The organism is Siccirubricoccus phaeus (genome assembly GCF_008360935.1).
GTDB classification, from domain to species: domain Bacteria; phylum Pseudomonadota; class Alphaproteobacteria; order Acetobacterales; family Acetobacteraceae; genus Siccirubricoccus; species Siccirubricoccus phaeus.
Genome location: NZ_SRXO01000008.1, coordinates 121,368 through 144,390 on the forward strand (window position 1 = coordinate 121,368; position 23,023 = coordinate 144,390).

Annotated in this window: 21 protein-coding genes, 1 tRNA gene and 1 pseudogene; 10 read left to right on the forward strand and 13 right to left on the reverse strand. The window is 68.3% G+C overall.

Annotated features, from left to right (window positions below; genetic code table 11):
* Positions 1 to 261: 261 nt before the first annotated feature.
* Genes E5N76_RS13255 through E5N76_RS13265 form a run of 3 tightly spaced genes read left to right on the forward strand, consistent with a single transcriptional unit; the run spans position 262 to position 2,472 of the window.
* Positions 262 to 837 carry an Nmad2 family putative nucleotide modification protein gene (locus E5N76_RS13255; RefSeq protein ID WP_149537783.1) on the forward strand — a complete coding sequence of 192 codons (576 nt, stop codon included), beginning with the start codon at positions 262 to 264 and terminating at the stop codon, positions 835 to 837.
* Positions 838 to 842: 5 nt separating this feature from the next.
* Positions 843 to 1,985: an ImmA/IrrE family metallo-endopeptidase gene (locus tag E5N76_RS13260; protein WP_149537784.1), complete on the forward strand. Its 1,143-nt coding sequence runs from the start codon at positions 843 to 845 to the stop codon at positions 1,983 to 1,985.
* Entirely contained in the window at positions 1,969 to 2,472 is a 504-nt protein-coding gene (locus E5N76_RS13265; protein ID WP_149537785.1) for a hypothetical protein, read from the forward strand. Before E5N76_RS13260 ends, E5N76_RS13265 begins: the two co-directional genes overlap by 17 nt.
* A 44-nt stretch (positions 2,473 to 2,516) precedes the next feature.
* Here the strand turns inward: E5N76_RS13265 and E5N76_RS13270 are convergent, their stop codons facing one another.
* On the reverse strand, positions 2,517 to 5,780 hold the full coding sequence (locus E5N76_RS13270; protein ID WP_149537786.1) for an error-prone DNA polymerase: 3,264 nt from the start codon (positions 5,778 to 5,780) through the stop codon (positions 2,517 to 2,519).
* A complete protein-coding gene (locus tag E5N76_RS13275) occupies positions 5,777 to 6,220 on the reverse strand; it encodes a hypothetical protein (RefSeq protein WP_149537787.1) in 444 nt (147 codons plus the stop codon). The genes E5N76_RS13270 and E5N76_RS13275 overlap by 4 nt, the downstream gene beginning before the upstream one ends.
* A 126-nt stretch (positions 6,221 to 6,346) precedes the next feature.
* On the opposite strand from E5N76_RS13275, the pseudogene E5N76_RS13280 reads away from it, so the two are divergent.
* Positions 6,347 to 6,953, forward strand: a pseudogene (locus E5N76_RS13280) (SOS response-associated peptidase family protein); the annotation flags it as partial.
* A gap of 473 nt (positions 6,954 to 7,426) precedes the next feature.
* On the forward strand, positions 7,427 to 8,488 hold the full coding sequence (locus E5N76_RS13285; protein ID WP_207791966.1) for a site-specific integrase: 1,062 nt from the start codon (positions 7,427 to 7,429) through the stop codon (positions 8,486 to 8,488).
* A gap of 114 nt (positions 8,489 to 8,602) precedes the next feature.
* Here E5N76_RS13285 and E5N76_RS13290 read toward each other — a convergent pair.
* From E5N76_RS13290 to E5N76_RS13305, 4 genes are all read right to left on the reverse strand, one after another.
* A tRNA-Thr gene (locus E5N76_RS13290) sits at positions 8,603 to 8,677 on the reverse strand.
* A 110-nt stretch (positions 8,678 to 8,787) separates the two neighbouring features.
* Positions 8,788 to 9,180: a hypothetical protein gene (locus tag E5N76_RS13295; RefSeq protein ID WP_149537789.1), complete on the reverse strand. Its 393-nt coding sequence runs from the start codon at positions 9,178 to 9,180 to the stop codon at positions 8,788 to 8,790.
* Positions 9,181 to 9,439: 259 nt separating this feature from the next.
* Positions 9,440 to 10,336, reverse strand: coding sequence for a DUF6065 family protein (locus E5N76_RS13300; RefSeq protein ID WP_149537790.1), 897 nt, complete (start codon positions 10,334 to 10,336; stop codon positions 9,440 to 9,442).
* A 70-nt stretch (positions 10,337 to 10,406) separates the two neighbouring features.
* Entirely contained in the window at positions 10,407 to 10,604 is a 198-nt protein-coding gene (locus E5N76_RS13305; RefSeq protein ID WP_149537791.1) for a hypothetical protein, read from the reverse strand.
* A gap of 661 nt (positions 10,605 to 11,265) precedes the next feature.
* Here E5N76_RS13305 and E5N76_RS13310 point away from each other — a divergent pair.
* Together E5N76_RS13310 and E5N76_RS31035 are read left to right on the forward strand one after the other, a co-directional pair.
* Positions 11,266 to 13,302: a BTAD domain-containing putative transcriptional regulator gene (locus E5N76_RS13310; protein ID WP_187830143.1), complete on the forward strand. Its 2,037-nt coding sequence runs from the start codon at positions 11,266 to 11,268 to the stop codon at positions 13,300 to 13,302.
* 74 nt (positions 13,303 to 13,376) lie between these two features.
* Positions 13,377 to 13,793, forward strand: coding sequence for a kinase (locus E5N76_RS31035; RefSeq protein ID WP_207791967.1), 417 nt, complete (start codon positions 13,377 to 13,379; stop codon positions 13,791 to 13,793).
* 20 nt (positions 13,794 to 13,813) lie between these two features.
* Here the strand turns inward: E5N76_RS31035 and E5N76_RS13320 are convergent, their stop codons facing one another.
* The 5 genes from E5N76_RS13320 to E5N76_RS13340 form a co-directional block, all read right to left on the reverse strand.
* A complete protein-coding gene (locus E5N76_RS13320) occupies positions 13,814 to 14,404 on the reverse strand; it encodes an HD domain-containing protein (protein WP_149537793.1) in 591 nt (196 codons plus the stop codon).
* Positions 14,405 to 14,545: 141 nt separating this feature from the next.
* Complete coding sequence (locus tag E5N76_RS13325) at positions 14,546 to 15,532, reverse strand: Bug family tripartite tricarboxylate transporter substrate binding protein (protein ID WP_187830144.1); 987 nt, start codon at positions 15,530 to 15,532, stop codon at positions 14,546 to 14,548.
* 174 nt (positions 15,533 to 15,706) lie between these two features.
* A complete protein-coding gene (locus E5N76_RS13330) occupies positions 15,707 to 16,675 on the reverse strand; it encodes a tripartite tricarboxylate transporter substrate-binding protein (RefSeq protein WP_149537795.1) in 969 nt (322 codons plus the stop codon).
* A 13-nt stretch (positions 16,676 to 16,688) separates the two neighbouring features.
* Positions 16,689 to 17,195, reverse strand: a complete 507-nt coding sequence (locus E5N76_RS13335; protein WP_149537796.1) for an anthrone oxygenase family protein — start codon at positions 17,193 to 17,195, stop codon at positions 16,689 to 16,691.
* Between the two features lie 15 nt (positions 17,196 to 17,210).
* Positions 17,211 to 18,275: a ketopantoate reductase family protein gene (locus E5N76_RS13340; RefSeq protein ID WP_187830145.1), complete on the reverse strand. Its 1,065-nt coding sequence runs from the start codon at positions 18,273 to 18,275 to the stop codon at positions 17,211 to 17,213.
* A 127-nt stretch (positions 18,276 to 18,402) separates the two neighbouring features.
* Here E5N76_RS13340 and E5N76_RS13345 point away from each other — a divergent pair, with 127 nt between their 5' ends.
* Both E5N76_RS13345 and E5N76_RS13350 read left to right on the forward strand, forming a co-directional pair.
* Complete coding sequence (locus E5N76_RS13345; protein ID WP_149537798.1) at positions 18,403 to 19,254, forward strand: LLM class F420-dependent oxidoreductase; 852 nt, start codon at positions 18,403 to 18,405, stop codon at positions 19,252 to 19,254.
* Entirely contained in the window at positions 19,254 to 19,640 is a 387-nt protein-coding gene (locus E5N76_RS13350; protein ID WP_149537799.1) for a RidA family protein, read from the forward strand. The genes E5N76_RS13345 and E5N76_RS13350 overlap by 1 nt, the downstream gene beginning before the upstream one ends.
* A 129-nt stretch (positions 19,641 to 19,769) precedes the next feature.
* Here the strand turns inward: E5N76_RS13350 and E5N76_RS13355 are convergent, their stop codons facing one another.
* The gene (locus E5N76_RS13355; RefSeq protein WP_149537800.1) at positions 19,770 to 20,507 is read right to left on the reverse strand and encodes a DUF3750 domain-containing protein; all 738 of its coding nucleotides are present in this window, start codon (positions 20,505 to 20,507) and stop codon (positions 19,770 to 19,772) included.
* Positions 20,508 to 20,599: 92 nt separating this feature from the next.
* On the opposite strand from E5N76_RS13355, the gene E5N76_RS13360 reads away from it, so the two are divergent.
* Positions 20,600 to 21,592, forward strand: a complete 993-nt coding sequence (locus E5N76_RS13360; RefSeq protein ID WP_149537801.1) for an LLM class flavin-dependent oxidoreductase — start codon at positions 20,600 to 20,602, stop codon at positions 21,590 to 21,592.
* A 92-nt stretch (positions 21,593 to 21,684) separates the two neighbouring features.
* Here E5N76_RS13360 and E5N76_RS13365 read toward each other — a convergent pair whose 3' ends face one another.
* On the reverse strand, positions 21,685 to 23,007 hold the full coding sequence (locus E5N76_RS13365) for an APC family permease (protein ID WP_149537802.1): 1,323 nt from the start codon (positions 23,005 to 23,007) through the stop codon (positions 21,685 to 21,687).
* Between the last annotated feature and the right edge of the window lie 16 nt (positions 23,008 to 23,023).

Genomic DNA, 23,023 nt, shown 5'->3' on the forward strand with positions numbered 1-23,023 from the left:
AATGGTGAGATATTTGATGGCGCAGCAGGCGCTTCCCCACCTCGTCGGCAAGATCGATGCCTTGGTCTGCTCTAAATGTGGACAGCCGCACCTAGACCGCCACACCAAAGCTCTAATGCCGCATAGCGAGCACGAGTGCGAGCATTGCGGCGCGACTTTCAGACCGCCAGGCCGCCGTCGCCTTTCCGTAAGCAACCCGTTAATCTCGGCGTTCGGGCGACTCCTGGGACCCCAGTCGCCCGCGCCTGACCAGAGGAAGCCATGAAGGGATACGTCTACATAACGGGTACCGGTGCTGACCCCGCGCTACGCGGCAACCTTAACGACCCTCTGTTCACGACAATCCCCACGCTTGGCGCATGCATGCCGAACGTCCGGCGTTTCGTCTCAAAGGGCGACTGGATTTTCGTGGTAAGCGGTAAGGTTCCCGGCGTTCAGCAATATGTCGTCGGCGGCTTACAGGTTGCAGAGAAGATCAACACGCTGGCCGCTTATGAGCGTTTCCCCGAAAATCGGCTTGCGCGCGACGCGGGCGGCAAGGTGGTGGGCAACATCATTGTGCACGCAGATGGAACACAGCACCCTCTGGACCATCACCCTCTGGACACCTTCGAGAGCCGAATTGAGAACTTCATCGTAGGCGGCAATGCTGTCGCGCTAGACACGCCGAATCAGGTCGAAATCGGTCGTGCACAGACGCTTGGCAAGTTGTCGGAGATTTTGGTTCGGCCGAGAGCGAATCGGGTTATCGATGTTATAGGCCGGTGGTCGAAGCTCGACGAAGTGCAGATTGGTAAGATGCTGGACTGGCTGTCCGGTATTAAGGGAGCGACCTAGCTGGCATGGATGGGGTGGCGCGCCTACTTCAGTCGCTTGAACTGTCCGCCGAGAATATTGCCGCGGCAACTCGGCTGTCGGTGGAGCGCGTGCAGGCAATCATAGAGGGGGCACCCGCCGATCTGTCGGAGCTGCGCGCATTGTCGCAAGGCCTGCGCCTTCCCATGCGGGCCTTTGCCTTGGGCCGCCGGACGGCTGACGGAGAAGGTGAGCTTAGCGTCCTTTTTCGTAGCGCTGCTCAGCGCGGCCCGCGACAGCAGCAGTCGACGGTGGATTTCGTAGCAGGCTTCGTCGAGGCCGCGATCCGAATCTTGCCGAACCGCGCCCGTCCGCCGGAGTGGCTCGGAGAGATGAGGCCGGTAGAGCAGACCTCCCTGGAGGCTCACCGGCTGGCGGACCGCTTTCGGGACGTTTTCCTGCCGACGCAACTTGATGCCCCCCTTACGGATCTGCCAGCTCTGCTTAACGACAAGGCCGAGATCATTGTTGGCGGTCTGAGGCTGTCACGCTACGAAGGTGCTTCTGTTGTCGTTGGTGGCTACGGGTTTGCCTTTGTGTCGCCCCGATTCCCAGGGCGAATGCTCTTTACTTTGGCGCACGAGTTGGGGCACATTATCGCCCATCATCGCCAAGGCGAGCCCGCGATCTTTGATAGCTCCACACAGATCGCTGCTTGGAAGCAGCGTTCTATTAATGAGCGATTTGTGGATACCTTTGCATCAGCGCTTTTACTCCCAACACGCGGTGTGGCGCGGGCGCTGAAGGCCATTCGGACCGCTCTGAACGCCACTTCCGATAGCGTCGGAGACATCGAGCTTCTCTACCTCGCGCGCTTCTTCGGCGTCAGTTTCGAGGTTGCTGCCAGACGTTGCGAGCAGCTCAAGCTGCTGCCGCAAGGCGGCGCTACGGCTCTTGCCGAAGCTTTGAAGAAAGAATTTGGTAGTCCCGAGAAGCGAGCAGATGTGCTCGGCTTGCCACCTCGCCCGGAGATCAGAATTCCCAAGGTTTCAGACAGGCTGCTTTTATACGTGGTGGATCGTATTGAAGCAGGGCGGGTGTCAGCCGGATGGGCTGCCGAACGCTTCGGCCTGACGATTGGGGATCTGTTTGACGCGCATGGCAGAATAGCTCGTGAACGTCGTCGTTGACGCCTGCTCCCTCATCAATCTCTCAAACGCGAGCGCACTTGGATTGGTGTGCCAACTGCAGCGCTGTCGCTTCTGGATCGCCGCCGGAGCAGCCGGCGAATGTGAGGGAGATTGCGCACGCCAGTTGCTGTCGCTTGTGGCCACAGGCACCCTGCACCGTGTTGACGACACTACAATAAGCGCGGCCCGCGTTCTTGAGCTGTTGGCAAGGTATGGCCTTGGGCAGGGAGAAACAGAATCCATAGCCGCGTGCGAGGAGCATGGCTTCGTATTTTGCTCAGACGACAAGTTGGCTCGGGGCTTGGGAACATCTTTGCTGGGAACGAAGCGCGTCATTGGATGCCTTAGGCTCCTTCGTTGGTGTGTGGAGGAGCGCATTATCGAGTGCATGGCTGCAATCGATCTGCAGGGCGTGATGCGTGACCGCGGCGGTTTCTTACCAAAAATGGAGCAAAAGTTCTTTTGTACCGGGATTGCAGGTTGTTAGATAGACGGCCGGGCTCAGGCAGGTGGGTGACGGGCGATCTCGGTCTATCTGAAGTCCCGCGTCTTCTGACTGATCCTAGGCCTACGTGAACCAGGATCAGGGCGCCGTACCTCATCCGCCCGCCCAAGCGCGCGGTCCAGTCCCGACGACGCGCCGTCGATCTCGCCAAGCCGGTCCAACAGGTCCGATCTGTCCACCAAGCGCTCGGCAATGACGTGGATGATTGGCACCTCGGTCGCCTCTTCCGTGCGCTCCACCCTCCCCTGCACCAGCAGTAGCCTGCCGCCGATCAGCGCGACTCGGTCACGCTCAGCGATCCGGGCATAGACCACCAGGTTCGCGGTGCCGTGCTCGTCCTCCGTGGTGATGAAGACGATGTTCCCCTCACCCGGCCTTTGTCTCGTGATGACCATGCCGACGTGTTTCACACGTTGGCCTTGCCGCAGGGCGCCAAGGGCGCGCGTATCGACGCAGCCCATGCCCCCCAGAATGGGCCGCAGCAGCGCAAGGGGATGACGCCCAAGCGTCAGGCCCGACGAGACGTAGTCGCTGACGATGGCCTCGCCTTCGCGCTCGTGCGGTAGAGTGGCGGAGGGCTCCACCAGCATCGGGACATCGTCTGCCACTTCGAACAATGCCAACTGCTGTCCTTCGACGCCAGTCGCATCCCAAATCGCTTTCCGCCTGCCTTGCGGGAGGCTCCTGAAGGCATCGGCAGCAGCAAGCGCTTCGATTGCGCGCCGCCCGACACCGGAGCGCATCACCACTTCAGCAATCGACGTGTAGGGGACTCCGTTGCCGGCCCGCGGTGCCTCTTCGATGGCCCGCCCGTCCACTTCAGCAAGGCCAGCGACGATGCGCATACCGAGGCGAAGCGCTAGCCGATCTTTGCTGCCTTCGTCCAGCTCCAGCGAGTGATCCCACCCGCTAGCGTTCACATCGATGGGGCGGACATCAACCCCGTGGCGGCGCGCGTCATCGACGATTTGCGCTGGCGCGTAGAAGCCCATCGGCTGCGAATTCAGCAGCGCGCAGGCGAAGATTCCGGGGTGGTGACATTTGATCCAGCTCGACGCATAGACCAGGTGCGCGAAGCTGGCGGCGTGACTCTCCGGAAAGCCATAGGACCCGAAGCCCTCTATCTGGCTGAAGACACGCTCGGCGAAATCCGGATCGTAGCCGCGCTTGACCATGCCCTGGACAAGACGCTCCCGGTAGCTGCTGACGCCGCCGGTGTGCTTAAAAGTCGCCATCGCGCGGCGGAGCTGGTCCGCCTCGTCCGGGGTGAACCGCGCGGCGACGATGGCGACCTTCATCGCCTGCTCTTGGAACAGCGGTACGCCAAGGGTCTTCCCCAACACGCGTTCCAACTCGTCCGGAGGACCATGTTCGGGCGAGGGCGAGGGAAATTCGACCACCTCCTTGCCAGCGCGCCGACGAAGATAGGGATGCACCATATCGCCCTGGATCGGGCCGGGGCGGACAATCGCTACCTGAATCACAAGGTCATAGAATTCCTTGGGGCGTAGCCGAGGCAGCATGTTCATCTGCGCCCGGCTTTCTACCTGAAAGACGCCGAGGCTGTCGCCGCGGCGGAGCATGGCATAGGTGTCCGGGCACTCCGGCGGCATGTCGGCCAGGCCGAGCGATAGTGCCTTATGCTCTCGCAGTAGGTCCAGCCCTCGCCGCAGGCAGGACAGCATGCCAAGGCCGAGGACATCGACCTTCAGCATCCCCAGTGCGTCGATATCGTCCTTGTCCCACTCCAGCGTAGTGCGATCTTCCATCGCCGCGTTGGTGACGACGGCAAGCTCCACCAGCGGCCCGCGCGTGATGACGAAGCCGCCCACATGTGTGGCGATGTGGCGCGGGCTGCCTTGCAGCTCCTCCGCCAGCTCCAGTGCCATGGCGAGGCGAGGGTCTTCCGCCGGCCGGAATCCTTCGGCCTCGGCGACGGTGCCAAGATCGGCGTCGCGATGGCTCCAGCCAAGCTTGGCCAAGCGGCCGGTGATGTCCTCGCTCAGGCCCATGGCTTTGCCGACCTCGCGGATCGCGCTGCGCCCGCGGTAGCGAATGACGGTGCCGCAAATTGCTGCTCGGTCTCTGCCATAGCGGTTGTAGATGTGCTGGATGACCTCCTCGCGTCGCTCGTGCTCGAAATCGATGTCGATATCCGGTGGCTCATTCCTGCTCGCCGACACAAATCGTTCGAACAAAAGATCATGCTTCGCCGGATCAACGGCGGTGACGCCGAGCGCGTAGCAGACGGCAGAATTGGCCGCTGATCCGCGCCCCTGACAGAGGATGCCCTGGCCGCGCGCGAAGCGGACGATCTCGTGTACCGTCAGGAAATAGGGCGCGTAACCCAACTGCGCGATGAGCTTCAGCTCATGGTCAAGCCGGCCCTGGATATCCGCGGTGACGCCATCTGGCCAACGCTCCGCGGCAGCCTCAGCAGTGCGGGCCTCAAGGGTCTCCTGCGGGGTGCGGTCAGGGTCCAGGATTTCGTCGGGATATTCGTAGCGAAGCTGGTCCAGGGAAAAGCCTCGCGCCACGTCCAACACCCGGAGCGTATTCGCCAGCGCCTCGGGATGGCCCTCATAGAGCCGCTGCATCTCTGCCAGCGGCTTCAGGCACCGTTCGCCGTTCCGCTCCGCCTCCCAGCCGAGCTGGTCGATGGTCACCGTGCGGGCGATACAGGCCAGGACATCGGCAAGCCGCCGCCGGTCCGGATGGTGGTAGCGCGGGTCGGTGCTCGCCAGCAGCCCGCCGCCGACCTCTTCCGCCAGCGCCGCCAGCCAGTCCAGGCGCTTCCGGTCGTCGCCCCGGAAGGTCCAGGGCGCCGCAAGGAACAGTGGCAAGGCCAGCTTCCCGCGCAGCACCACCGCCTCATCGGCCATGCGCTGGGCGAAGCTAGCGTCCAGCACCGATGGAGGCATGGCAGCTACCACCCAGCCTTGGGCGGCAGCGATCATGGCCTTGGGTGTTATGGGGCAATCACCCTTCGGCGCCGCCATCCGCGCCTCGGACAGCAGCCGGGTCAGCCGCCCGTAGGAGGCCCGATCCGTAGGCCAGACGAGATACTCACTCCCATCCACCAGCCGCAGGCGAGAGCCGACGACGAAGGGAAGATCGACTTCCTTCGCCGCGACGTGGCCACGCACTACCCCGGCCAGGCTGTTGGTATCGCAGATCGCCAGTCCTGCATGGCCGTACACCTTGGCCGTTGCCACCAATTCCTGTGGCGAAGAGGCCCCGTCCAGCAGGCTGAAATGCGACCGCGCGCCGAGTTCGGCGAAACCGATCATCCCCCCGCCCGGTGCAGCGCGGTCGGTGGCAGCCGGGTGACGACGAAGCGGCTCCGGGCCATATGGTCCGCGATCCATTCGGCCGCCAGCTTTGCCGTCACGTCCTTGGTGCCGGGGGTGGGCTTGCCCCGGGCGTCATGGCGCAGCGCATAGGCGAGGCAGGCAACCACTTCATCCCGGGGAGCCGGGTTCAGATCGATGAACCAAGCGCCACCGGCCTCGGTGTGGGGTGGACGGCTCGCCAGCGCCAGCAGAGCCTCCGTCAGGTGGCTGGCAGGCAGGGCGGGCCAGGTCGCCAAGGCAGCACACCGGGCGGCTTCCAGGCCATCGTCAGGGCTCCCTCCGGCGGCAAGGGCACCGTCGCGCGCGGCGACTAGCAACTGCCAAAGGGCTGGCGCGATCCAGTCTGGGGGAGGGGTCGGCTGGGGGTCTTCGGGCATCACCGGGCGTCCCTAGGTTTAAGCACGATAGGGAACATACACAGAACATCGAGCAGAGGCGAGTCCCCGGAGCCGCCATCCCTTCAGGCATGGTCAGTTTCGATCCTTCCGCGTTACCCTGGCAAAATGTGCAACCTGTACTCGCTGACCAAAGGGCAGGTGGCGATCCGCCAGATTGCGCGCGCCATGGCGGATCGTACGGGAAACCTTCCACCGCTCCCCGGCATCTACCCGAACACCCACGCGCCGATTGTCCGCAACGGGTCCGATGGGCGAGAGCTGGCACTGGCGCGCCGTCGAACCCGGTCCACCTAACGGGTAAGCGAGACCCCGGAGTGACCAACGTTCGGCATTCCAAGGCTGAGCACTGGCTCCGGTGGACGGAGGTCGCGCATCGCTGCGTTGTGTGCCCTTTACCAGCTTCTCAGAATTCAGCGGCGCTCAAGGCGGTGACGTTTGGTTCGCGCTGTCGCCGGAAAGGCCGTTGGCCTTCTTCGCCGGGATCAATGTGCAGGGCTGGCGATCTACCCTGAAGGTGAAGGACGGTGAGACCGTCGATGACCTATTCGCCTTCCTGACCTGCCGGCCCAATGCCGAGGTGAAGGCCGTCCATCCCAAGGCAATGCAGGCTATCCTCACTAGCTGCGAGGAAATCGATGTGTGGATGAATGCGCCCTTGTCGGAGGCGCTGGCCCTGCAAAGGCCCCTCCCGGACGGTGCGCTCCAGATCGTTGGGCGGGGCGGGAAGCAGGACGGCGGGGAGCTAGGCGAGGCGTCAACCGCCGCTGCGCCAGCTCAGTCCCCTGCGCGTCAAGGTAGTCTGTTCTAGACCTGCCAGCGCCTCCCAGCGGGCCATCCTCCTGCGCGATGCATCCGAGCAGCGAATACTGCTCCCTACTAGAGAGCCCCAGATCAGCCGCCTATCAGGCTAGCCCCTAAACGCCTCTACCCGGCGTCCTTGCCGCCTAAAGTCCTTTAGCGCGGAGCGTGCTTCGCGCTCCTCCGGGGTCCTTCTTGCCGTCAGCCTCTCCCTTTGCCCGCCGTTTTTTTGACGCTGGTCGAACGGGCTGGCGCGGGCAGAGAAAACGAAAATGAAATCACTTCAATCGCTTATGGCAGCATCTCTCGATGCCGCCCAAACTCGCGACGCTCGCGAGAACAGTCTAGAGTCCTCCACCATCGCGCAGCATGTGGGGCGGACTGGACATGGCTAGAACGAAGCTGCAGACACCCAACTTCACCTTGTCGAAGCGTGCCGATGGTTACTACGTGATCCGGTACACCGACCCTGCAACTGGCAAGACCCGGGACAAGGCGACTGGGACCAAAGACGCAAAGGAAGCAGAGGAGGAAAGGGCGAGGTTTGCGGCTGACTACAGGAAGCCGAAACTTGCCAAGAATCCCACTGTTGCCGAGCTGTGCGACGCCTACCTTGAGTACCGGAAGCCGCAAGTTAAGAGCGCAGCATCCCTTGAGCACTCATACTCTCCAATTAAGCGGCACATCGGCGCTCTTTACGCGCAGTCCATTACCCAGACCACCATCACCGACTACATCAAGAAGCGGTCAGGCGACGTTTCCGGCGGCGCGAGCGGACGCCTTCGGATCAAACCCGTCAGCGAGGCCACCATCAACAAAGAGCTGCGCCAACTCCGCGCGGCGCTGAACTGGGCAGGATCGGAGGACAAGATCGACCGGGTTCCGACATTCCGGATTGAGCTGTCGGCCGGCGAAGCCCGCGACCGCTGGATCACGAAGGAGGAGGCGAACCGCCTTATGGAGACTTCGTCTCCGCACATCGCCCTGTTCCTTCTCATCGCCCTGTCCACCGCGAAACGGCGCGAAGCAATCCTGACCCTGACGTGGGGCAATGTCGCCCTCCACCCCGCGGGACACGAAACCATCGACTTCGGGGACGACGTGGGGAACAAGCGCCGGGGGAAGACACCCATCGCCGGGAATGTGCGCCTCATCGAAGCCCTGAAGGCTGCGAAGGGGGTGGCCAAGACGCCTTACGTGATCGAATTCCGAGGGAAACAGGTGGCAGATGTGAAGACGGCCCTGCGAGCGTCCTGCCGCCGGGCCGGCGTGGAGGAGATCACCTCACACGTCCTGAAGCACTCCGCCATTACGTGGATGGTGCAGGCCGGCATCCCTTACGAGCAGATCGGGAAGTTCACGAACACGTCCAAGGACATTATCGAAAAAGTCTATGGACATCACTCACCGGCCTTCGTCGCCGAGGCTGTGGGGGCGCTGGCGTTCTAAGCGTGTTCGATACTTGTGCCTGTTAAGTACTCAAATCTCGGGTTTTACACGAGTTTGGGCTTCCAACCCTGCCGGGAAAATCTAAGAAAACCTAAATTTATCAAGGGCTTAGGATGGTGCTGCCAGAGAGGATTGAACTCTCGACCTCTCCCTTACCAAGGGAGTGCTCTACCACTGAGCTACGGCAGCGTACCGTGGAGACGGGCCGGCGGTTCCTAGCTTTCCGGGGCGGGAAGTGCAACCCCGGGGCTGCTGATCAACCGCCCGGCCTGCCGTTTCCCTGCTCCGCCCGCCGGCCGCTATTGCCCGGCCAGCATCACCCCGGCTTCCGCCAGGGCGGCGGCAAGCGTCGCCAGGGCGGTCTGCATGGCCTGCGCCCTGGCATCATCCGCCGGTGCCGCCGCCCAGGCTTCCAACGCCGCCTCCAGCACCCGGGTGCCGGCCAGGATGGCGGCCTGCTCTCCCGGGTCGGTATCCCGCCGCGCCAGATAGGCGGTGGCGGCCGCCTCGGCGAAGGTCGCGGCGGCGCGCATCGCCGCCACCTGGCTGGCATGGTCGGAGTCGGTGGTGGCGCAGCCAGGCAGGGTGCCGCCGGCCAGCAGCAGGGCCAGCAGCGCCGCGGCGCGGGCGCGCCCGGCAGGGGAGAGGGCAGCCGGGCGCGCGCCCGGCGCCACGAAAGCGGTGGGGATCATGGGGGGTCTCCGGGATTTTCGGGGGGCGGCCTGCCTGGCCGCTCGGGCACCGGCGGCACGGCCCCGGGGGAAGGCTGCGCGCCGGAAGCTTGTGCCGGGCGCTGGAGCGTGATGCGCTCGCTTTCGCTCACGCGCCCCGCTCTAGCGTCCCGATTCCGCAGTCCTGCGGACTTCGTTCTCGGGCCACTAGCTTCGGTTTTCAGTGGCCTGCTTGGCCGCGACGTTCACTGGAAATCCAGCGAACTTCGCGGGCAGGACACTAGGTTATTGTTCGATCGCGTGAACGGTCGATTCGCCCCCCACCGATCACGCTCTGGGCCGCCGGCTGGCCGGAAGGGGCCTGGCCCGCTGCCTGGGCCGCCGCCATCGCCGCCGCCATATGCGGGCAGATGCCGGCCCGGCGGCGCTTGCGGCCCTCCGCCGCGTAGCGGCCCTGCTGATGCGCCGGGTCCTGGTTCGGCGCCACGATATCGCGCTGGTAATCCGCCCAATCCGCGGTGCTGAAGCCGCCCAGCGCCGCCACCATCCCGCTGTTGTTCAGCACCGCATCGGCATAGGCCACCTGCGGGATGGGCTGCACCTGCAGCACCGGCTCATGCGCATGGAACAGGATGGGCGTGTCCGTCCGGGTCAGCCGCAGATTGGTGAAGAGCGGCCCGAACCAGCGGTCGCATTCGACGATGCCCTCATAGGGCTCATAGCCCGGGTGGCGCGGCAGGTTGGCCATGGGCCGGACCAGCAGGCTCCAGCCCGGGGCGGTGCGGGCGGCGAGGCCGGTCCACATCTGCACCACGCCCGGCTCCTGTAGCGCGGTCAGGAAGGGGGGCGAATAGCCGCGCACCGCCGCCGGCGCCGCCTGGTCGAAGCGTTCGGCGAAATGCGGGAATTGCGCGGCGCCGAGCGGCGACCAGTCGTCCAGCCCCTCACAATGCCACCAGATCTGGGCGCCGTCCCAGACCAGGCTGAAATCCATCGCCGGATAGACATGCCAGCCGAAGCCCGCGGCTTGGGTCACCGCGTCGCAATAGCGGAAGGCCCGGGTCGGCAGGCTGCCGAGGCCGCTGCGATCCGCCCGTTCCGGCGCGCGGACGCCGTCGATCAGACGGTAGAAGGTGACGATGGCCGGGGAGGCGGGGCTGGTCGCGGCGGGGGTCATTGTGACGATCTTCCTCTGATCCTCGGGGGGAGGACGGGCAGGCGGCGGGGGACGCCGCCTGCCCCGCGCCTCAGCCGCGGCGCATGCCGGCGCCGAGCCGGACCCGGCCGGCATCGGCGATCGCCGGGGCGCCGCGCCGCATGCCGGCGCCGAAGCGCACCTGGCCGGCGGCGACCGGCGGCAGGGCCGGGCAGGCGGAGCGCTGCATGCCAGCGCGGAAGCGGACCAGGCCAGCATCGACGATATGGGCGGGGAGGATGGGGCGCATGGTGTTCTCCGGTCTCGAGCGCTGGGGGTTGTGCTTTGCGGCGTTCGCTCACCCCGCCGCTGAAGGAACAATGTCGGAACATTGCGGCATGCGCAAGAAATTTTTCCTCGTTAGCGGCGCTTTATGGGGGTATCGGGGTAGGGAATAGGAATAAATATGTTATAACAGGTGAAGCCCGGCCGCCATCCGCTTGTTTTAACGTCCCCTCACACCCGCAACGGCGATCTCACGCCGCCTGCGCGGCCAGGCGCGCTATCCCTCCGCCTGGCCTCCGCTCGCCCGAGCGCCCGATATCAGCCGACGACCGGGATCAGGATGGCCATGCCCGACCTGCCGCAAGCGGAGCTGCGCCGCGTCTTCGAGGCAGCCCGCCGCTTTCTCGCCTACCGCGCCCGGGCCACCGCCCTGACCGGCGCGGCCGCCCAGGCCCACCCTCGCTCATGCCATCGAGCGGGATTTCCTCGCCTTCGACATCGCCCGGGCGGAGCGGGAGCTGCGCGAGGCGGTGCTCGCCATCGACCCCGATCTGCCGGCCGGGCCGCCCAACGGGGCCGGCCCGGGCTGAGCGGCCGGCGCCTGCCCCATGGGCTTCCTGCCCACCTGTCGCGAGGCGGTGAATTCGCGGGGTGACGGGAGCGCCACATGGTCTAGATTCCCCGCCATGGGTGTGTCCCTCACCACGACTGCGCGCGCCGATGCTGCACTGTCCCCCGTCCCGCCTGCCATGGACCCTGCCGCACCCGGGCCCTGCCTGCGGCTGGTGCTGATCGGCCGCATGGAAGCCTGGAGTCTCGCCAGCGTGCAGGTGCTGCCGCGCACCCGAAAGGCGCGGGCCCTGCTGGCCGTGCTCGGCCTCGCCCTCGGCACGCCAGTGACTCGGCTCCGCCTCGCCGAGCTGCTCTGGTCCCGTCGCGGCGCGGAGCAGCAGCGCGGCTCCCTGCGCCAGGCGCTGCATGAGTTGCAGGACTCGCTGGCGCCGGTCGGCGTGCCGCTGCTGGCTCCGACGCGGGAGGCGGTGAGTCTGCGCGCCGGCCCGGTCTGGGTGGATGCGCTGGAAGCCGCCCGCACCGGCCTGGCGCGGCCGGAGGCGCTGGACCTGCTGACCGGCGAGCTGCTCGCCGATCTCGATGGGCTGGATCCCGCCTTCGATGCCTGGCTGGCGGAGCAGCGCAGGCGGCTGCGCGATGCCGCGGTGGCGCAGGCGGCGCTGCTGCTGGAACGGGCGGAGGGCCCGGCCGCCGCTGCCAGCGCCGCCCGTCGCCTGCTCGGCTACGACCCGGTGAATGAAGGCGCCTGGCGCGCCCTGATCCGCGCCGAGGGCAGCCGGGGCGATCGCGGCGCGGCGCTCGCCGCCTATGAGAATTGCCGCAGCCTGCTGGCCGAGCGCTTCGGCACCACCCCCTCCGCCGAGACCGAGGCGCTGGCCGTGGCGCTGCGGGCGGAGGGGCCGGCGCCGATCATCGCCGCCGCCCCGGCCCCGCCGCCCGCGCCCCCGGCGCCGCGCGGCACCTTGCGCGGCGCCCGGCTCGGCGTGCCGCCGCTGCGCGTCATCGGGGAGGTGGAGGAGCATCTTTCCGTCGGGCTGGCGGAGGAGATCACCGCCGCCCTTGCCCGCTTCCGCTGGATCTTCCTGGTGGACAGCGCCTCGCTCGCCAGCGCGGCGGAGGAGCGGGGGGAGGAGGCGGCGGCCCGCGCCATGGGGCTGGATTTCCTGCTGGCCGGCACGGTGCAGCGGGCCGGCGACCGCGTCCGCGTCTCCCTCCGCCTGACCGATCTGCGGGAAGCCGCCGGCCTGGTCTGGACCGGCCGCTTCGACCGCGAGGCGCAAGACATCCTGGCCCTGCAGGATGAGGTGGCGGCGGAGGTGGTGGCGCGGATCGACCCCGAGATCCTGCTCATCGAGGCGAATCGGGCGAGCGCCCGCGGCAGCGTCAACGCCTCTGCCTACGACCTGCTGCTGCGGGCCATCCCGGCGATCCACCGGCTGGACCGGGACGGTTTCCTGGCCGCGGCGGAATGGCTGCGCCGGGCGGAGGCGCTGGAGCCGGACTACGCCCCGGCGCATGCCTGGCATGCCTATTGGCATCTCTTCCTGGTCGGCCAGGGCTGGGCGCCGGACGAGGCTGACTCCATGGCGGAGGCGGAGCGGCTGGCGCAGCGTGCCATCGCGCTGGACCCGCTGGATGCCCAGGCGCTGACCATCTCCGGCCATGTCCGCGCCTTCCTGCTCCACAGGCTGGAGGAAGGCGCGGCGCTGCATGAGCGGGCCCTGGCGCTGAACCCCAACCTCGCCATGACCTGGGTATTCTCCGGCATGGCGCTCGCCTATCTCGGCCAGCATGAGGCGGCGCTGACGCGGCTCGACCGCTATGCCCGGCTCGCCCCCTGCCACCCGCATGCCTTCTTCTTCGACGCGGCGCGGGGGATTCCGGCGCTCTGCCTCGGCCAGCATGAGGCGGCGGTGGAAGTGGGGCGGAAGGCCACCGCGCTGCATGCCGGTCTGAGCTACCCTTACAAGACCTATCTCTCGGCGCTGGGCCATCTGGGGCTGACGGGCGAGGCGGCGGAGGTGAAGGCGCGGCTGCTGGCGATCGAGCCGGATTTCACCCTGGAGAAGGCGCTGCGCCGCACCCCGCTGCGGCGGGCGGAGGATCTGGCGCATTACGAGGCGGGGCTGCGCAAGGCCGGGCTGGAATAACCCGCGCTGGTGGTGTTCGGCGGCCTGCCGGGGGTGGGAGACGACGCTTTCCCGCGCCCTGGCGGCGCGGCACCATGTGGCTGCGGACCGACGCCATCGAGCAGGCGATGCGGCAGCGCGGCGTGCCGACGGCGCAGATCGGCCCCGCCGGCCACACCGTGGCCCAGGCGGTGGCGGCGACGAATCTGGCGCTGGGCCGCGACGTCGTGGCGGATGCGGTGAGCCCGGCGGCGGCGCGCGCCGCTTGGCGCGCCCTGGCGGCGGAGGCCGGCGCAGCGCTGCCGGAGGTGGTGTGCAGCGACCTGGCCGAGCACCGCTGCCAGGTGGAGTCGCGGCAGGCCGATATCCCCGGCCTGGCCCTGCCGGACTGGGCGGGGGTGACGGGCCGGCGCTACGAGCCCTGGACCGCGCCGCACCTCGTGCTCGATAGCGCGCGGCTGGCGGCAGCGCTGGCGTGGCTGGAAGCGGAGATTGCCGGGCGCGGCGCCTGATCCGCCATGCCCGCTTCCCGCTACTTCCCGTGCCGCAGATAGAGCGGCGTCTTGCCCATCTGCCGGAAGGCGTGGTCCGCGGCGAAGAGATCCGCGTAATGCAGCACATGCGCTTCCAGGTTGCGGCCATGGAAGGGCGCGTTGGTCGCATGCGTCGCCACGGTGCTGACGACGGTATGCGGGAAGCCCAGCTCCTTCAGCAGCATGCCGCCGATGACGCCATGCGGCAGCTCGTAGAACAGCGGCGTGTGCACGCCCGTATCGCCCTCCCGCCCATAGATCAGCGGCTTGTCCACATCGTGCAGGATGAGGATGGCGACCAGCACGTCGGGGTCGAATGCCACCTTCCAATCCGCTGCGGCGCGGGCACCGAGATCGATGCCGGCCCGGGTCACGTCATTCACATGGTCCATCAGCCGATAGGGTTGCTCCCCGGGGGAGAAGGGCATGTCCTCCAGCTTCTCATGGCCGGAGGAGGCCCAGGCGCTGACCCAGGCGGTCACCACCTTCTCCCGCACCGGCGGCGAAAGGCGGTCGAGGCCGAAGAGCCATTCCTCAACCGCCTGGCGGCGCCAATTGCTGGTGGTGTCGATATGGTAGGGTTCGGTCATGCGGGGCGCTCCTGACGGCGCGTGTTTCAGGCCAGGCGGAGATGCCTGGCGATGCGGCAAATCAGTAAGCTGCCTGCTCATCTGTTCCACTTATCTCAGATCTGACGGATCACGTCGTGATCCGTCAGATCGGCGGCTGCTCTAGTCGATCCGGATATTGGCCATGCGCACCATATCCGCGAAGAAGGCGATCTGCTGCTCCCGGAAGGCGGCGAATTCCTCCACCGTATTCGGCCGCGTCAGGGCACCGAGGGTCAGCAGCCGCTCGGTCACCGCCGGCTCCCGGATCACCGCATTCAGCGCGGTGTTGAGCAGGCTGATGAGCGCCGGATCGGTGCCGGCGGGGGTGAAGAGGCCGTTCCACTCATAGGTTTCGAAGCCCGGCAGCGTGTCCGCAATCGCCGGCACGCCGGGCAGCACGCTGAGCGGCGAGAGGCCGCAATGCGCCATCACCTGCGCGTCCTTCGCCGCGAAGATCGGGACCGAGCCGGGCACGTTGCTGAATTGCAGCGGCACCCGGCCGGAGATCAGGTCGTTGCGCGCGGCGCCGAATTCCCGGTAGGGCACGTGGTTGATCTGCGTGCCGGCGCGGTGGTTGAACAGCTCCAGCGAGACATGCTGCACCGTGCCGATGCCGGTGGAGCTGCAATCGAGCTGCCCCGGCTTCTCCTTCGCCAGCGCCACCAGCTCCGGCACCGAATGCGCCGGGAACTCCTTGGTGGCATGCAGCGTGTTCGGCGTGACCATGGTGAGGAAGACCGGCATCAGGTCCCGCCGCGTCTCGTAGGGCAGGCGGCTGCCGAAGAGCGACGGGTTCACCGAATGCGCCGTCGCATCGTAGAGCAAGGTGTAGCCATCGGCCGGGGCACGGGCCACGGCCTGGGCGGCGACGGTGCCGGCGGCGCCCGGCCGGTTCTCCACCACGAATTGCTGGCCGAGCCTTGCGGAAAGCCCCGCCAGCACGATGCGGGAGACGACATCCGCCGTGCCGCCCGGGCTGTAGGCATTGACGACGCGGACGCTGCGGGCCGGGTAGCTGCCCTGGGCGCGCGCCAGCCCCGGCGCGGCCAGGCCGGAGGCGGCCAGCAGCGCGCCGAGGGCTGCCCGGCGCGTGGCGGTGACGGTCATGCGGTTCCTCCCCTTCTTCTCGAACGTAGCCGTGCTGTTCTCCGGCATGCCGGCGCGGTGCAGCCGCCCTCGGCGTGGATCGCCTTGCAGGGGGCGGGCGGGCCGGGCTTGCCTCCCCTTCCGGCCACCCGCCAGGCGGAGGGGCGCGGCCTGCGCATGGGCCGCGGCCGCGGCTCAATCCGCGAAGGCGCCGGCCGCCTGGATGACCGGCCGCCACCGATCCACCTCCTCCGCCAGGAAGCGCTTATGGAAGGCGATGGAGGCACGTTCCTCCGTCGCCGGCGCCGTCGCCAGCTCGGCGAAGCGCTGGCGCAGCTTCTCGTCGCGCATGGCGCCGCGCAGCATGGCGGAGAGGGATTGCTGGATCTCCTCCGGCGTCCCAGCCGGCGCATAGACCGCGTGCCAGGTGGACATGGCGATGCTCGGGAAGCCGGCCTCCACCGTGGTCGGCAGTTGCGGCAGCTCCGGCACGCGCTGCGGCGTCGTCACCGCATAGGCCGCCACCCGGCTCTCCTTGATGAAGGGCAGGGTATTGGTCGCCTGGTCGCAGAGCAGGTCGATGCGCCCCGCCATCAGCTCCGCGATCGCCGGCGCGGTGCCGCGGAACACCACCGTCGTCGCCTGGGCGCCGGCCGCCTGCTGCAGCAGCATGCCGCAGAGATGCGCGGCGGAGCCGAGGCCGGCATGGGCGAGGTTCAGCTTCTCCCCCTGCTCCTTCAGCGCGCCGACATAGCCGGCCAGATCCTGCGCCGGGAAGCCGGGCCGGGCGATCAGCGTCATGGCGGAATCGGAGACCAGGCCGAGCGGCGCGAAGCTTTCCAGCACGGAGTAGGGCAGGCGGCGATAGAGCGTGGCGGAGGCGGCGAAGCCGATATTGTTGCACAGCAGGGTATAGCCGTCCGGCCGCGCCTGGGCGCCGCGCAGCGGCCCGACCGTCGCGCCGCCGACGCTTTCCACGACGAAATTATGGCCGCTGCTGCGCGTCAGCGCATCGGCGAGGATGCGGGTGACGGTATCCGTCGGCCCGCCCGCCGCGCCGGCGGCGATGAGGGTGACGGGCCGCACCGGGAAGCCCTGGCCGAGGGCAGGGGCGGCGAGGGTGAGGCCTATCCCGGCAAGGGCGGCACGGCGGGGTATGGGCATGGACGCGTCCCTTTCATGGTGGCGCTTCGCGCCAATTGGCCGCCAGCGCCGCGGCCATCAGGCCGAAGGCGAGAGTGGCGGCAAGGCTCCGCACATGGTTCCAGGCGGTCCATGGCCGGGCGTAGCGCCGCCAGGCCATGGCCGCGGCAGCGGGGTCCGCCGGGGCCTCGCTGGCCGCCAGCATCTCGTTCAGCGGCAGGTTGCAGGCCAGGGTGACGCCGAAGGTCCCGATGCCGTAGGCCAGCGCGCCCGCGAAGCACAGCAGCGCGGGCAGCCTGGCGCCGTCCGCCAGCCCCGCCACCCCCGCCAGCACCGGGAGGGCCAGCGCGCCGAAGAAGCTGAAAGCGAAGAGCGGGGTGCGGATCTCCGCATTGATCGCCTGCATGGCGCGGATCGCCGCGGCCGGATCGGCCGCCGCCAGCCCCGGCATGACGGCGATGGAGAAGGCGTAGAACAGCCCCGCGGCCAGCGCCGTGGCCAGCAGCCCGAGCCCCAGCAGGATCTGGTGCAGCAGGGCCATGGGGCATGCCCTCCCTCAGTTGAGGCGGAGCTCCTTGATGTGCTTCGGGTCGGGCTGCAGCTCGCCGCGCTCCACGCGCTTGACGATATCGGTCAGCGCCGCATTGGCCGGCGTCGCCAGGCCGATGCTCTGCGCCTTGTCGACGATATAGCCGTTGATGAACTCGATCTCCGTGCGGCGGCCCTTCACCATGTCCTGGCCCATGGAAGGGCGGTGGGCGCCGCCGCCGGGCTTCCGCGCCTCGGCCAGCCGGTGCTCGTCATATTCGTGCCGCGCCGCGAGGTCGCCCTCGCCGGCGCGGGCGATCACCTCCGGGTCGATATGGTGGATCTCCTCCAGCGTGTAGCCCAGCGCCTGGCCGACGCGGATCGCCTCCGAGCCCAGCCTCGCGGTGAAGGCGCGCAGCGTGTCGTCCAGCAGGATCTCCTTGCTGACCAGGCCGGTGCAGGCGGAGAGACCATTGGCCATGCCGTTGGTCACGAGCTTCGACCAGCGCTCGCCCCAGAGGTTGGGCGTGGTCAGCGCGCTGTCCGAATAGGCGACGAGGCGGGTGACCTCCTTGGCGCGGTCGGTGATGCGGCCATGCACCTCGCCGACGCGGAACACGGTATGCGCCGCGCCGCCCTTGCCGGAGGCGCGGCGGACATGGCCGGGCTCGCAGAGATCGACGGTGATGGAGGAGGCGATGGCGCCGAGGGTGCGGCCCCAGCCGACGATGCCGGCGACCGTCTCCTCGTTCATGCAATTCTGCAGCGAGACGACGAAGCCGCCGGGCGAGAGGTACTGCTTCACCATCAGCGTGGCCCAGGCGGTGTCGTAGGACTTCACGCAGACGAAGGCGATGTCGAAGGGCTTCTCCTTGCTGACATGCTGCAGCTCCGTCAGGTGGATGGCGCGGACCGGGACGGTGAATTCCGGCACGTCCTTGATGTGGGAAATGCGCAGGCCCTTGCTCCGCATCGCCTCCACGTTCTCCGGCCACATATCGACGAAGGTCACATCCTCGCCCGCCTGCGCCATATGCGCCCCGGCATAGCCGCCGACCGCGCCGGCCCCGATGATGGCGATGCGGTTGCCCATCTGCGTCTCCTCACCCTCGCTTGGCGGGAAGTATGCGCCGGGCGGCCGGCGTGGTCCATCTCCCCCCTGGCCATTCCCCTTGGGGCGCGGATCGTGCCACCATCCGCCGAGGACGGGGAGACGGACCATGAAGATCGGCCTGGCGATGTTCTTCACCGACTATTCCATGCGGCCGGAGGAGCTGGCCGTGGCGGCCGAGGCGCGCGGCTTCGAGAGCCTCTGGGCGCCGGAGCATTCGCACATCCCGCTCAGCCGCAAATCCCCCTGGCCGAGCGGCGGCGAGCTGCCGAAGATGTATTACGACGTGATGGACCCCTTCGTGACGCTGACGGCGGCGGCCATCGCGACCAAGACGCTGAAGCTGGGCACCGGCATCTGCCTGGTGGTGCAGCGGGACCCGATCCAGACGGCGAAGTCGGTGGCCTCGCTGGACCTGCTCTCGAACGGGCGCTTCCTGTTCGGCGTGGGGAATGGCTGGAACCAGGACGAGATCGAGGATCACGGCACGGTCTTCGCCACCCGCCACAAGCTGGCGCGGGAGCGGATCGAGGCGATGCAGGCGATCTGGACGAAGTCGAAGCCGGAGTATCACGGGGAATTCGTGAATTTCGGCCCGATGATGACCTGGCCGAAGCCAGTGCAGAAGCCGCACCCGCCCATCATCGTCGGCGGCGCCTTCCCGCACGGGGCGCGCCGCGCCATCCGCTACGGCAATGGCTGGATGCCGCACCGCACGCGGCAGCATTACGCGGATGTGGCGGCGCTGCTGCCGGAATTCCGCCAGATGGCGGAGGCGGCCGGGCGGGACCTGGCCGGCCTGCCCATCACCATCTGGGGGGCGACGGAGGATTACGACGCGCTCTGCCGCGACCAGGAGCTGGGTATCGCGCGCGTGATCCTGAGCCTGGAAGCGGCGAAGGCGGATGTCATCCTGCCGCAGCTCGACCGCTGGGCGGAGCTGATCCGGAAGCTCGGCTGATGCCGAAGCGCGCCATCGCCTCCGCCAAGGTGTTCAAGGGCAGCCTGCCCTTCGCCCAGGCGACGCTGGCAGGTGGGTTCCTCTTCGTCTGCTGCACCGGGCGGGACCGCGAAGGGCGCTTCGCCCAGGGCGATGTCCGCGCGCAGACGCAGCAGGCGATCGACAACATCCGGGCGCTGGTGGAGGAGGCCGGCGGCACGCTGCGCGACGTGGTGAAATGCACCGTCTATGTGACGGACCGCGCCGACTGGGCGCCGATGAACGAGGTGTATTTCGCCAATTTCGCGACGGACCCGCCGCATCGGGTTTCCTGCATCGTGACAGGGCTCGGCTCGCCGGAGTGCCTGGTGGAGATCGACGCGACGGCTTGGCTGGGGGCCGAGTAGCGGGTCGTAGGCACGGCAGCGCATCCGCCCCCCAGCGTCATGGCCGGGCCTGACCCGTGCCATCCCTTTCGAGGCGGCGGCGGATGCCCGGTCATGCCTGGTGCGACGCTGAGGGGCGGTCCGGCTGCCCTATCCCGGCGCCAGGGCAATCCGCCCCAGCCCCGGCAGCTTCAACGCCGGCCGCCGCACATCCAGCCCCGCCACGGCGCCCAGGATGTTCACCTCCAGCCCCTCCACCAGCCCCAGCGTCAGCCCGGCATAGCCGCCGAGCGTCAGGGTGAAGCCCGTCCGGCTCGGCGTGCGGCGCAGCCAGGCGCCGTCATAGGGGTAGTCCTTGCCGATCGCCGTCGGCGGCAGCGCCACCTGCGCCTCCGGCACCGCATCCAGCACGGCGGCGATGAAGGTGTTGGAATTCGGCCCGGGCCAGGGCCGGTAATCCCCCCGGTTGCGCCAGGCATAGGCGGCGATGGCGGCCTGGATGCGCGGGATCATCGCCGCGGCCACCGCCCCATCGGCGGCGAAGACCTCCACCGGGGCGCGGCCGAACCAGCTTCCATCCGGGGCGAAGCCGTTGACGCGGATGGGCTCGCCCCAGGCGGTGTAGTCGTAGCGGGTATAGGCGGGCGCGCCCTCCGGCTTCACCACCAGCCAGCAATGCACGGCGAAGATGCCGCGCCAGCGCACGGTGGGGGCGGCATAGATGCGCACCACCGCCCCCGGCTGCGCCGCCGCCGGGGGCAGCAGGCCGGCGGAGGAGCGGTCCGCCCCCCACCAATCGGCGATGGCCGCCCTCTGATGGAGCGCGGCGGCGACGCCGAGCGGTAGCAGCCAGAACAGAACGAAAAGGGAAAGCAGGAGCTTCGGCATGGGCGTTGCCAGTCTCCGCCCGGCCGCTGCCGCTGCCAAGCACGCCGCCTGGCCGGGCTTTCCTCCGCGCCGGGCCACCCCACATGCGTCCCATGGTCCCGCTCTCGATCCTCGATCTCTCCCCTGTCCCGGAAGGCAGCGATGTCGGCCAGGCGCTCCGTAATTCCGCCGATCTGGCGCGGCATGCCGAGGGGTTGGGCTTCGGCCGCTACTGGATGGCCGAGCACCACAACATGCCGGGCATCGCCAGCGCCGCCACGGCGGTGGCGCTGGCGCATGTCGGTGCGGCGACGGAGCGCATCCGGATCGGCGCCGGCGGCATCATGCTGCCGAACCACGCGCCGCTGGTGGTGGCGGAGCAATTCGGCACGCTGGCCGCGCTGCACCCCGGGCGGGTGGAGCTGGGCCTGGGCCGGGCGCCGGGGACGGACCAGATCGCGGCGCATGCGCTGCGGCGGAACCTCGCAGCCGATGAGGGCCAATTTCCGCGCGACGTGGTGGAGCTGATGAATTACTTCCGCCCCGCCCAGCCGGGCCAGCGGCTGCGGGCGGTGCCGGGGGAGGGGCAGGAGGTGCCGGTCTGGATCCTCGGCTCCTCCACCTTCGGGGCGCAATTGGCGGCGGCGCTGGGCCTGCCTTTCGCCTTCGCCTCGCATTTCGCGCCGCAGATGATGTTCGAGGCGATGCAGGTGTATCGGGAGGGGTTCCGGCCTTCCGAGCAATTGGCGGCGCCGAAGGTGATGCTGGGACTGAACGTCGTGGTGGCGGAGAGCGATGCGGAGGCGCGCTTCCTCTTCACCTCGCAGCAGCAGAGCGTGCTGAACCTGCGCAGCGGCCGGCCCGGCAAGCTGCCGCCGCCGGTGGAGGATATGGCAAGCCGGCTGGACGCGCGGGGCGAGGCCATCCTGCGGAATGTGCTGGCCTGTGCCGTGGTCGGCGCGAAGGAGACGGTGCGGCAGGGGCTGGAGGCGTTCATCGCCGAGACGGGCGCGGATGAGCTGATGGCGACCGGCATGATCCACGACCACGAGAAGCGGAAGCGGTCCTTCAGCCTGCTGGCCGAGGCGGCGGGGATGGTAGGGTAGAGGCCGTTCCCTCCCCGGCGGTGTCGGGCGTGGCGTGTTGAGGCACACCCCCAACCCGGCCCTCCCCTGCTCCGCGGGGGAGGGAGGCGGCCTCACATCGCCGCGGCTTCCCGCCCCGGCCGCAGCACCAGCCAGGCGAGCAGGATCGCCACCAGCACCGCCCCCGCCAGCGCGGGCGCCCGCCAGTCGCCGCTCAGCACCCGGTTCGCCAGCAACGTGGCGCAGACCAGGGCGCCGAGGGCCGGCACCGCCGCCGGCACCTCGAAGCTGCCGCGCGGCTCCTCCTTCCGCCGCTGCAGCACCAGCAGGGCGATGTTCAGCGCGGTGAAGACCGCCAGCAGCAGCAGCACCGTGGCGGCGGCGAGCTGGCTGATATCCCCCGCCAGCATCAGCACCACCACCACCAGGAACAGCGCCGCCACCGCCAGATGCGGCGTGCGAGTCCCGCCATGCACCCGGCCGAGCGCGGCCGGCAGCAGCCCATGCCGCGCCATGCCGTAAGTGAGGCGGGAGGCGGTGACGTAATTCAGCAGCGCGGTATTCGCCACGGCGAAGACGGTGACGGCCACATAGACCCAGCCCGGCAGCCAGGGCGCGGCACGGGCCATCACCTCGGCCAATGGGCCGGGCGTCGCCGCCAGCTCCCGCCACGGCACCACGGAGACGGCGGTGATCGCGACCGCCATGTAGAGTACCGTCGCCACCAGCATGGCGGAGATGATGCCGAGCGGGATGGTGCGGTGCGGGTCCTTGCATTCCTCGGCGACGTTCAGCGTGTCCTCGAAGCCGATGAAGGCGAAGAAGGTAAGGATGGCACCCTGCAGCAGCAAGGCGGCGGTAATGCCCTCCGGACTCGGCGTCTCCCACAGATCCGCGCTGCCCCAGAAGCGCAGGCCGAGGGCGATGACGAGCAGCAACCCGCCGGCCTCCACCACGGTGCAGAGCATGTTGGCCCACATGCTTTCCCGGATGCCGCGGAAGACCAGCCCGGCGATCAGCAGCAGGAAGAGCAGCGAGATCACGACCGGCGGCAGGAAGGGCAGCTCGACCAGGCGCAGCAGGTTCTCCGCCACCACGCGCGACTGGGTGGCGACGGAGGTGAGGCCGGAGGCGAGCACGGCCAGCCCCACCACCCAGGTCAGCAGCGGCTTCTGCCAGGTGTGCTGCACCACCGTGGCGGCGCCGCCCGCCCGCGGGTAGCGGGCGCCGAGCGAGGCGTAGGAGAGGCCGGTGAGCAGCGCCGCCACCATCGCCACGGCAAAGCCCAGCCAGACCGCGGCGCCCAGCTCCCCGGCCGCGCGGCCGACCAGGCCGTAGATGCCGGCGCCCAGCATGCCGCCCAGGGTGTAGGCGAAGAGCTGCACCGGGCCGATGCTGCGCCTGAGGCCGGGTTCCTCCTCTGCCGTTTCGGCCATGCTGCTCCCCCTCCCT

Bases quoted from the DNA above. Each gene is read 5' to 3' on its own strand.
- E5N76_RS13255 (WP_149537783.1), top strand. From the start codon at position 262: ATGAAGGGATACGTCTACATAACGGGTACCGGTGCTGACCCCGCGCTA.
- E5N76_RS13260 (WP_149537784.1), top strand. From the start codon at position 843: ATGGATGGGGTGGCGCGCCTACTTCAGTCGCTTGAACTGTCCGCCGAG.
- E5N76_RS13310 (WP_187830143.1), top strand. From the start codon at position 11,266: ATGGGTGTGTCCCTCACCACGACTGCGCGCGCCGATGCTGCACTGTCC.
- E5N76_RS13330 (WP_149537795.1), bottom strand. From the start codon at position 16,675: ATGCCCATACCCCGCCGTGCCGCCCTTGCCGGGATAGGCCTCACCCTC.
- E5N76_RS13270 (WP_149537786.1), bottom strand. From the start codon at position 5,780: ATGATCGGTTTCGCCGAACTCGGCGCGCGGTCGCATTTCAGCCTGCTG.
- E5N76_RS31035 (WP_207791967.1), top strand. From the start codon at position 13,377: ATGTGGCTGCGGACCGACGCCATCGAGCAGGCGATGCGGCAGCGCGGC.
- E5N76_RS13335 (WP_149537796.1), bottom strand. From the start codon at position 17,195: ATGGCCCTGCTGCACCAGATCCTGCTGGGGCTCGGGCTGCTGGCCACG.
- E5N76_RS13320 (WP_149537793.1), bottom strand. From the start codon at position 14,404: ATGACCGAACCCTACCATATCGACACCACCAGCAATTGGCGCCGCCAG.
- E5N76_RS13275 (WP_149537787.1), bottom strand. From the start codon at position 6,220: ATGCCCGAAGACCCCCAGCCGACCCCTCCCCCAGACTGGATCGCGCCA.
- E5N76_RS13350 (WP_149537799.1), top strand. From the start codon at position 19,254: ATGCCGAAGCGCGCCATCGCCTCCGCCAAGGTGTTCAAGGGCAGCCTG.
- E5N76_RS13365 (WP_149537802.1), bottom strand. From the start codon at position 23,007: ATGGCCGAAACGGCAGAGGAGGAACCCGGCCTCAGGCGCAGCATCGGC.
- E5N76_RS13355 (WP_149537800.1), bottom strand. From the start codon at position 20,507: ATGCCGAAGCTCCTGCTTTCCCTTTTCGTTCTGTTCTGGCTGCTACCG.
- E5N76_RS13305 (WP_149537791.1), bottom strand. From the start codon at position 10,604: ATGCGCCCCATCCTCCCCGCCCATATCGTCGATGCTGGCCTGGTCCGC.
- E5N76_RS13340 (WP_187830145.1), bottom strand. From the start codon at position 18,275: ATGGGCAACCGCATCGCCATCATCGGGGCCGGCGCGGTCGGCGGCTAT.
- E5N76_RS13360 (WP_149537801.1), top strand. From the start codon at position 20,600: ATGGTCCCGCTCTCGATCCTCGATCTCTCCCCTGTCCCGGAAGGCAGC.
- E5N76_RS13300 (WP_149537790.1), bottom strand. From the start codon at position 10,336: ATGACCCCCGCCGCGACCAGCCCCGCCTCCCCGGCCATCGTCACCTTC.
- E5N76_RS13295 (WP_149537789.1), bottom strand. From the start codon at position 9,180: ATGATCCCCACCGCTTTCGTGGCGCCGGGCGCGCGCCCGGCTGCCCTC.
- E5N76_RS13285 (WP_207791966.1), top strand. From the start codon at position 7,427: ATGGCTAGAACGAAGCTGCAGACACCCAACTTCACCTTGTCGAAGCGT.
- E5N76_RS13325 (WP_187830144.1), bottom strand. From the start codon at position 15,532: ATGACCGTCACCGCCACGCGCCGGGCAGCCCTCGGCGCGCTGCTGGCC.
- E5N76_RS13345 (WP_149537798.1), top strand. From the start codon at position 18,403: ATGAAGATCGGCCTGGCGATGTTCTTCACCGACTATTCCATGCGGCCG.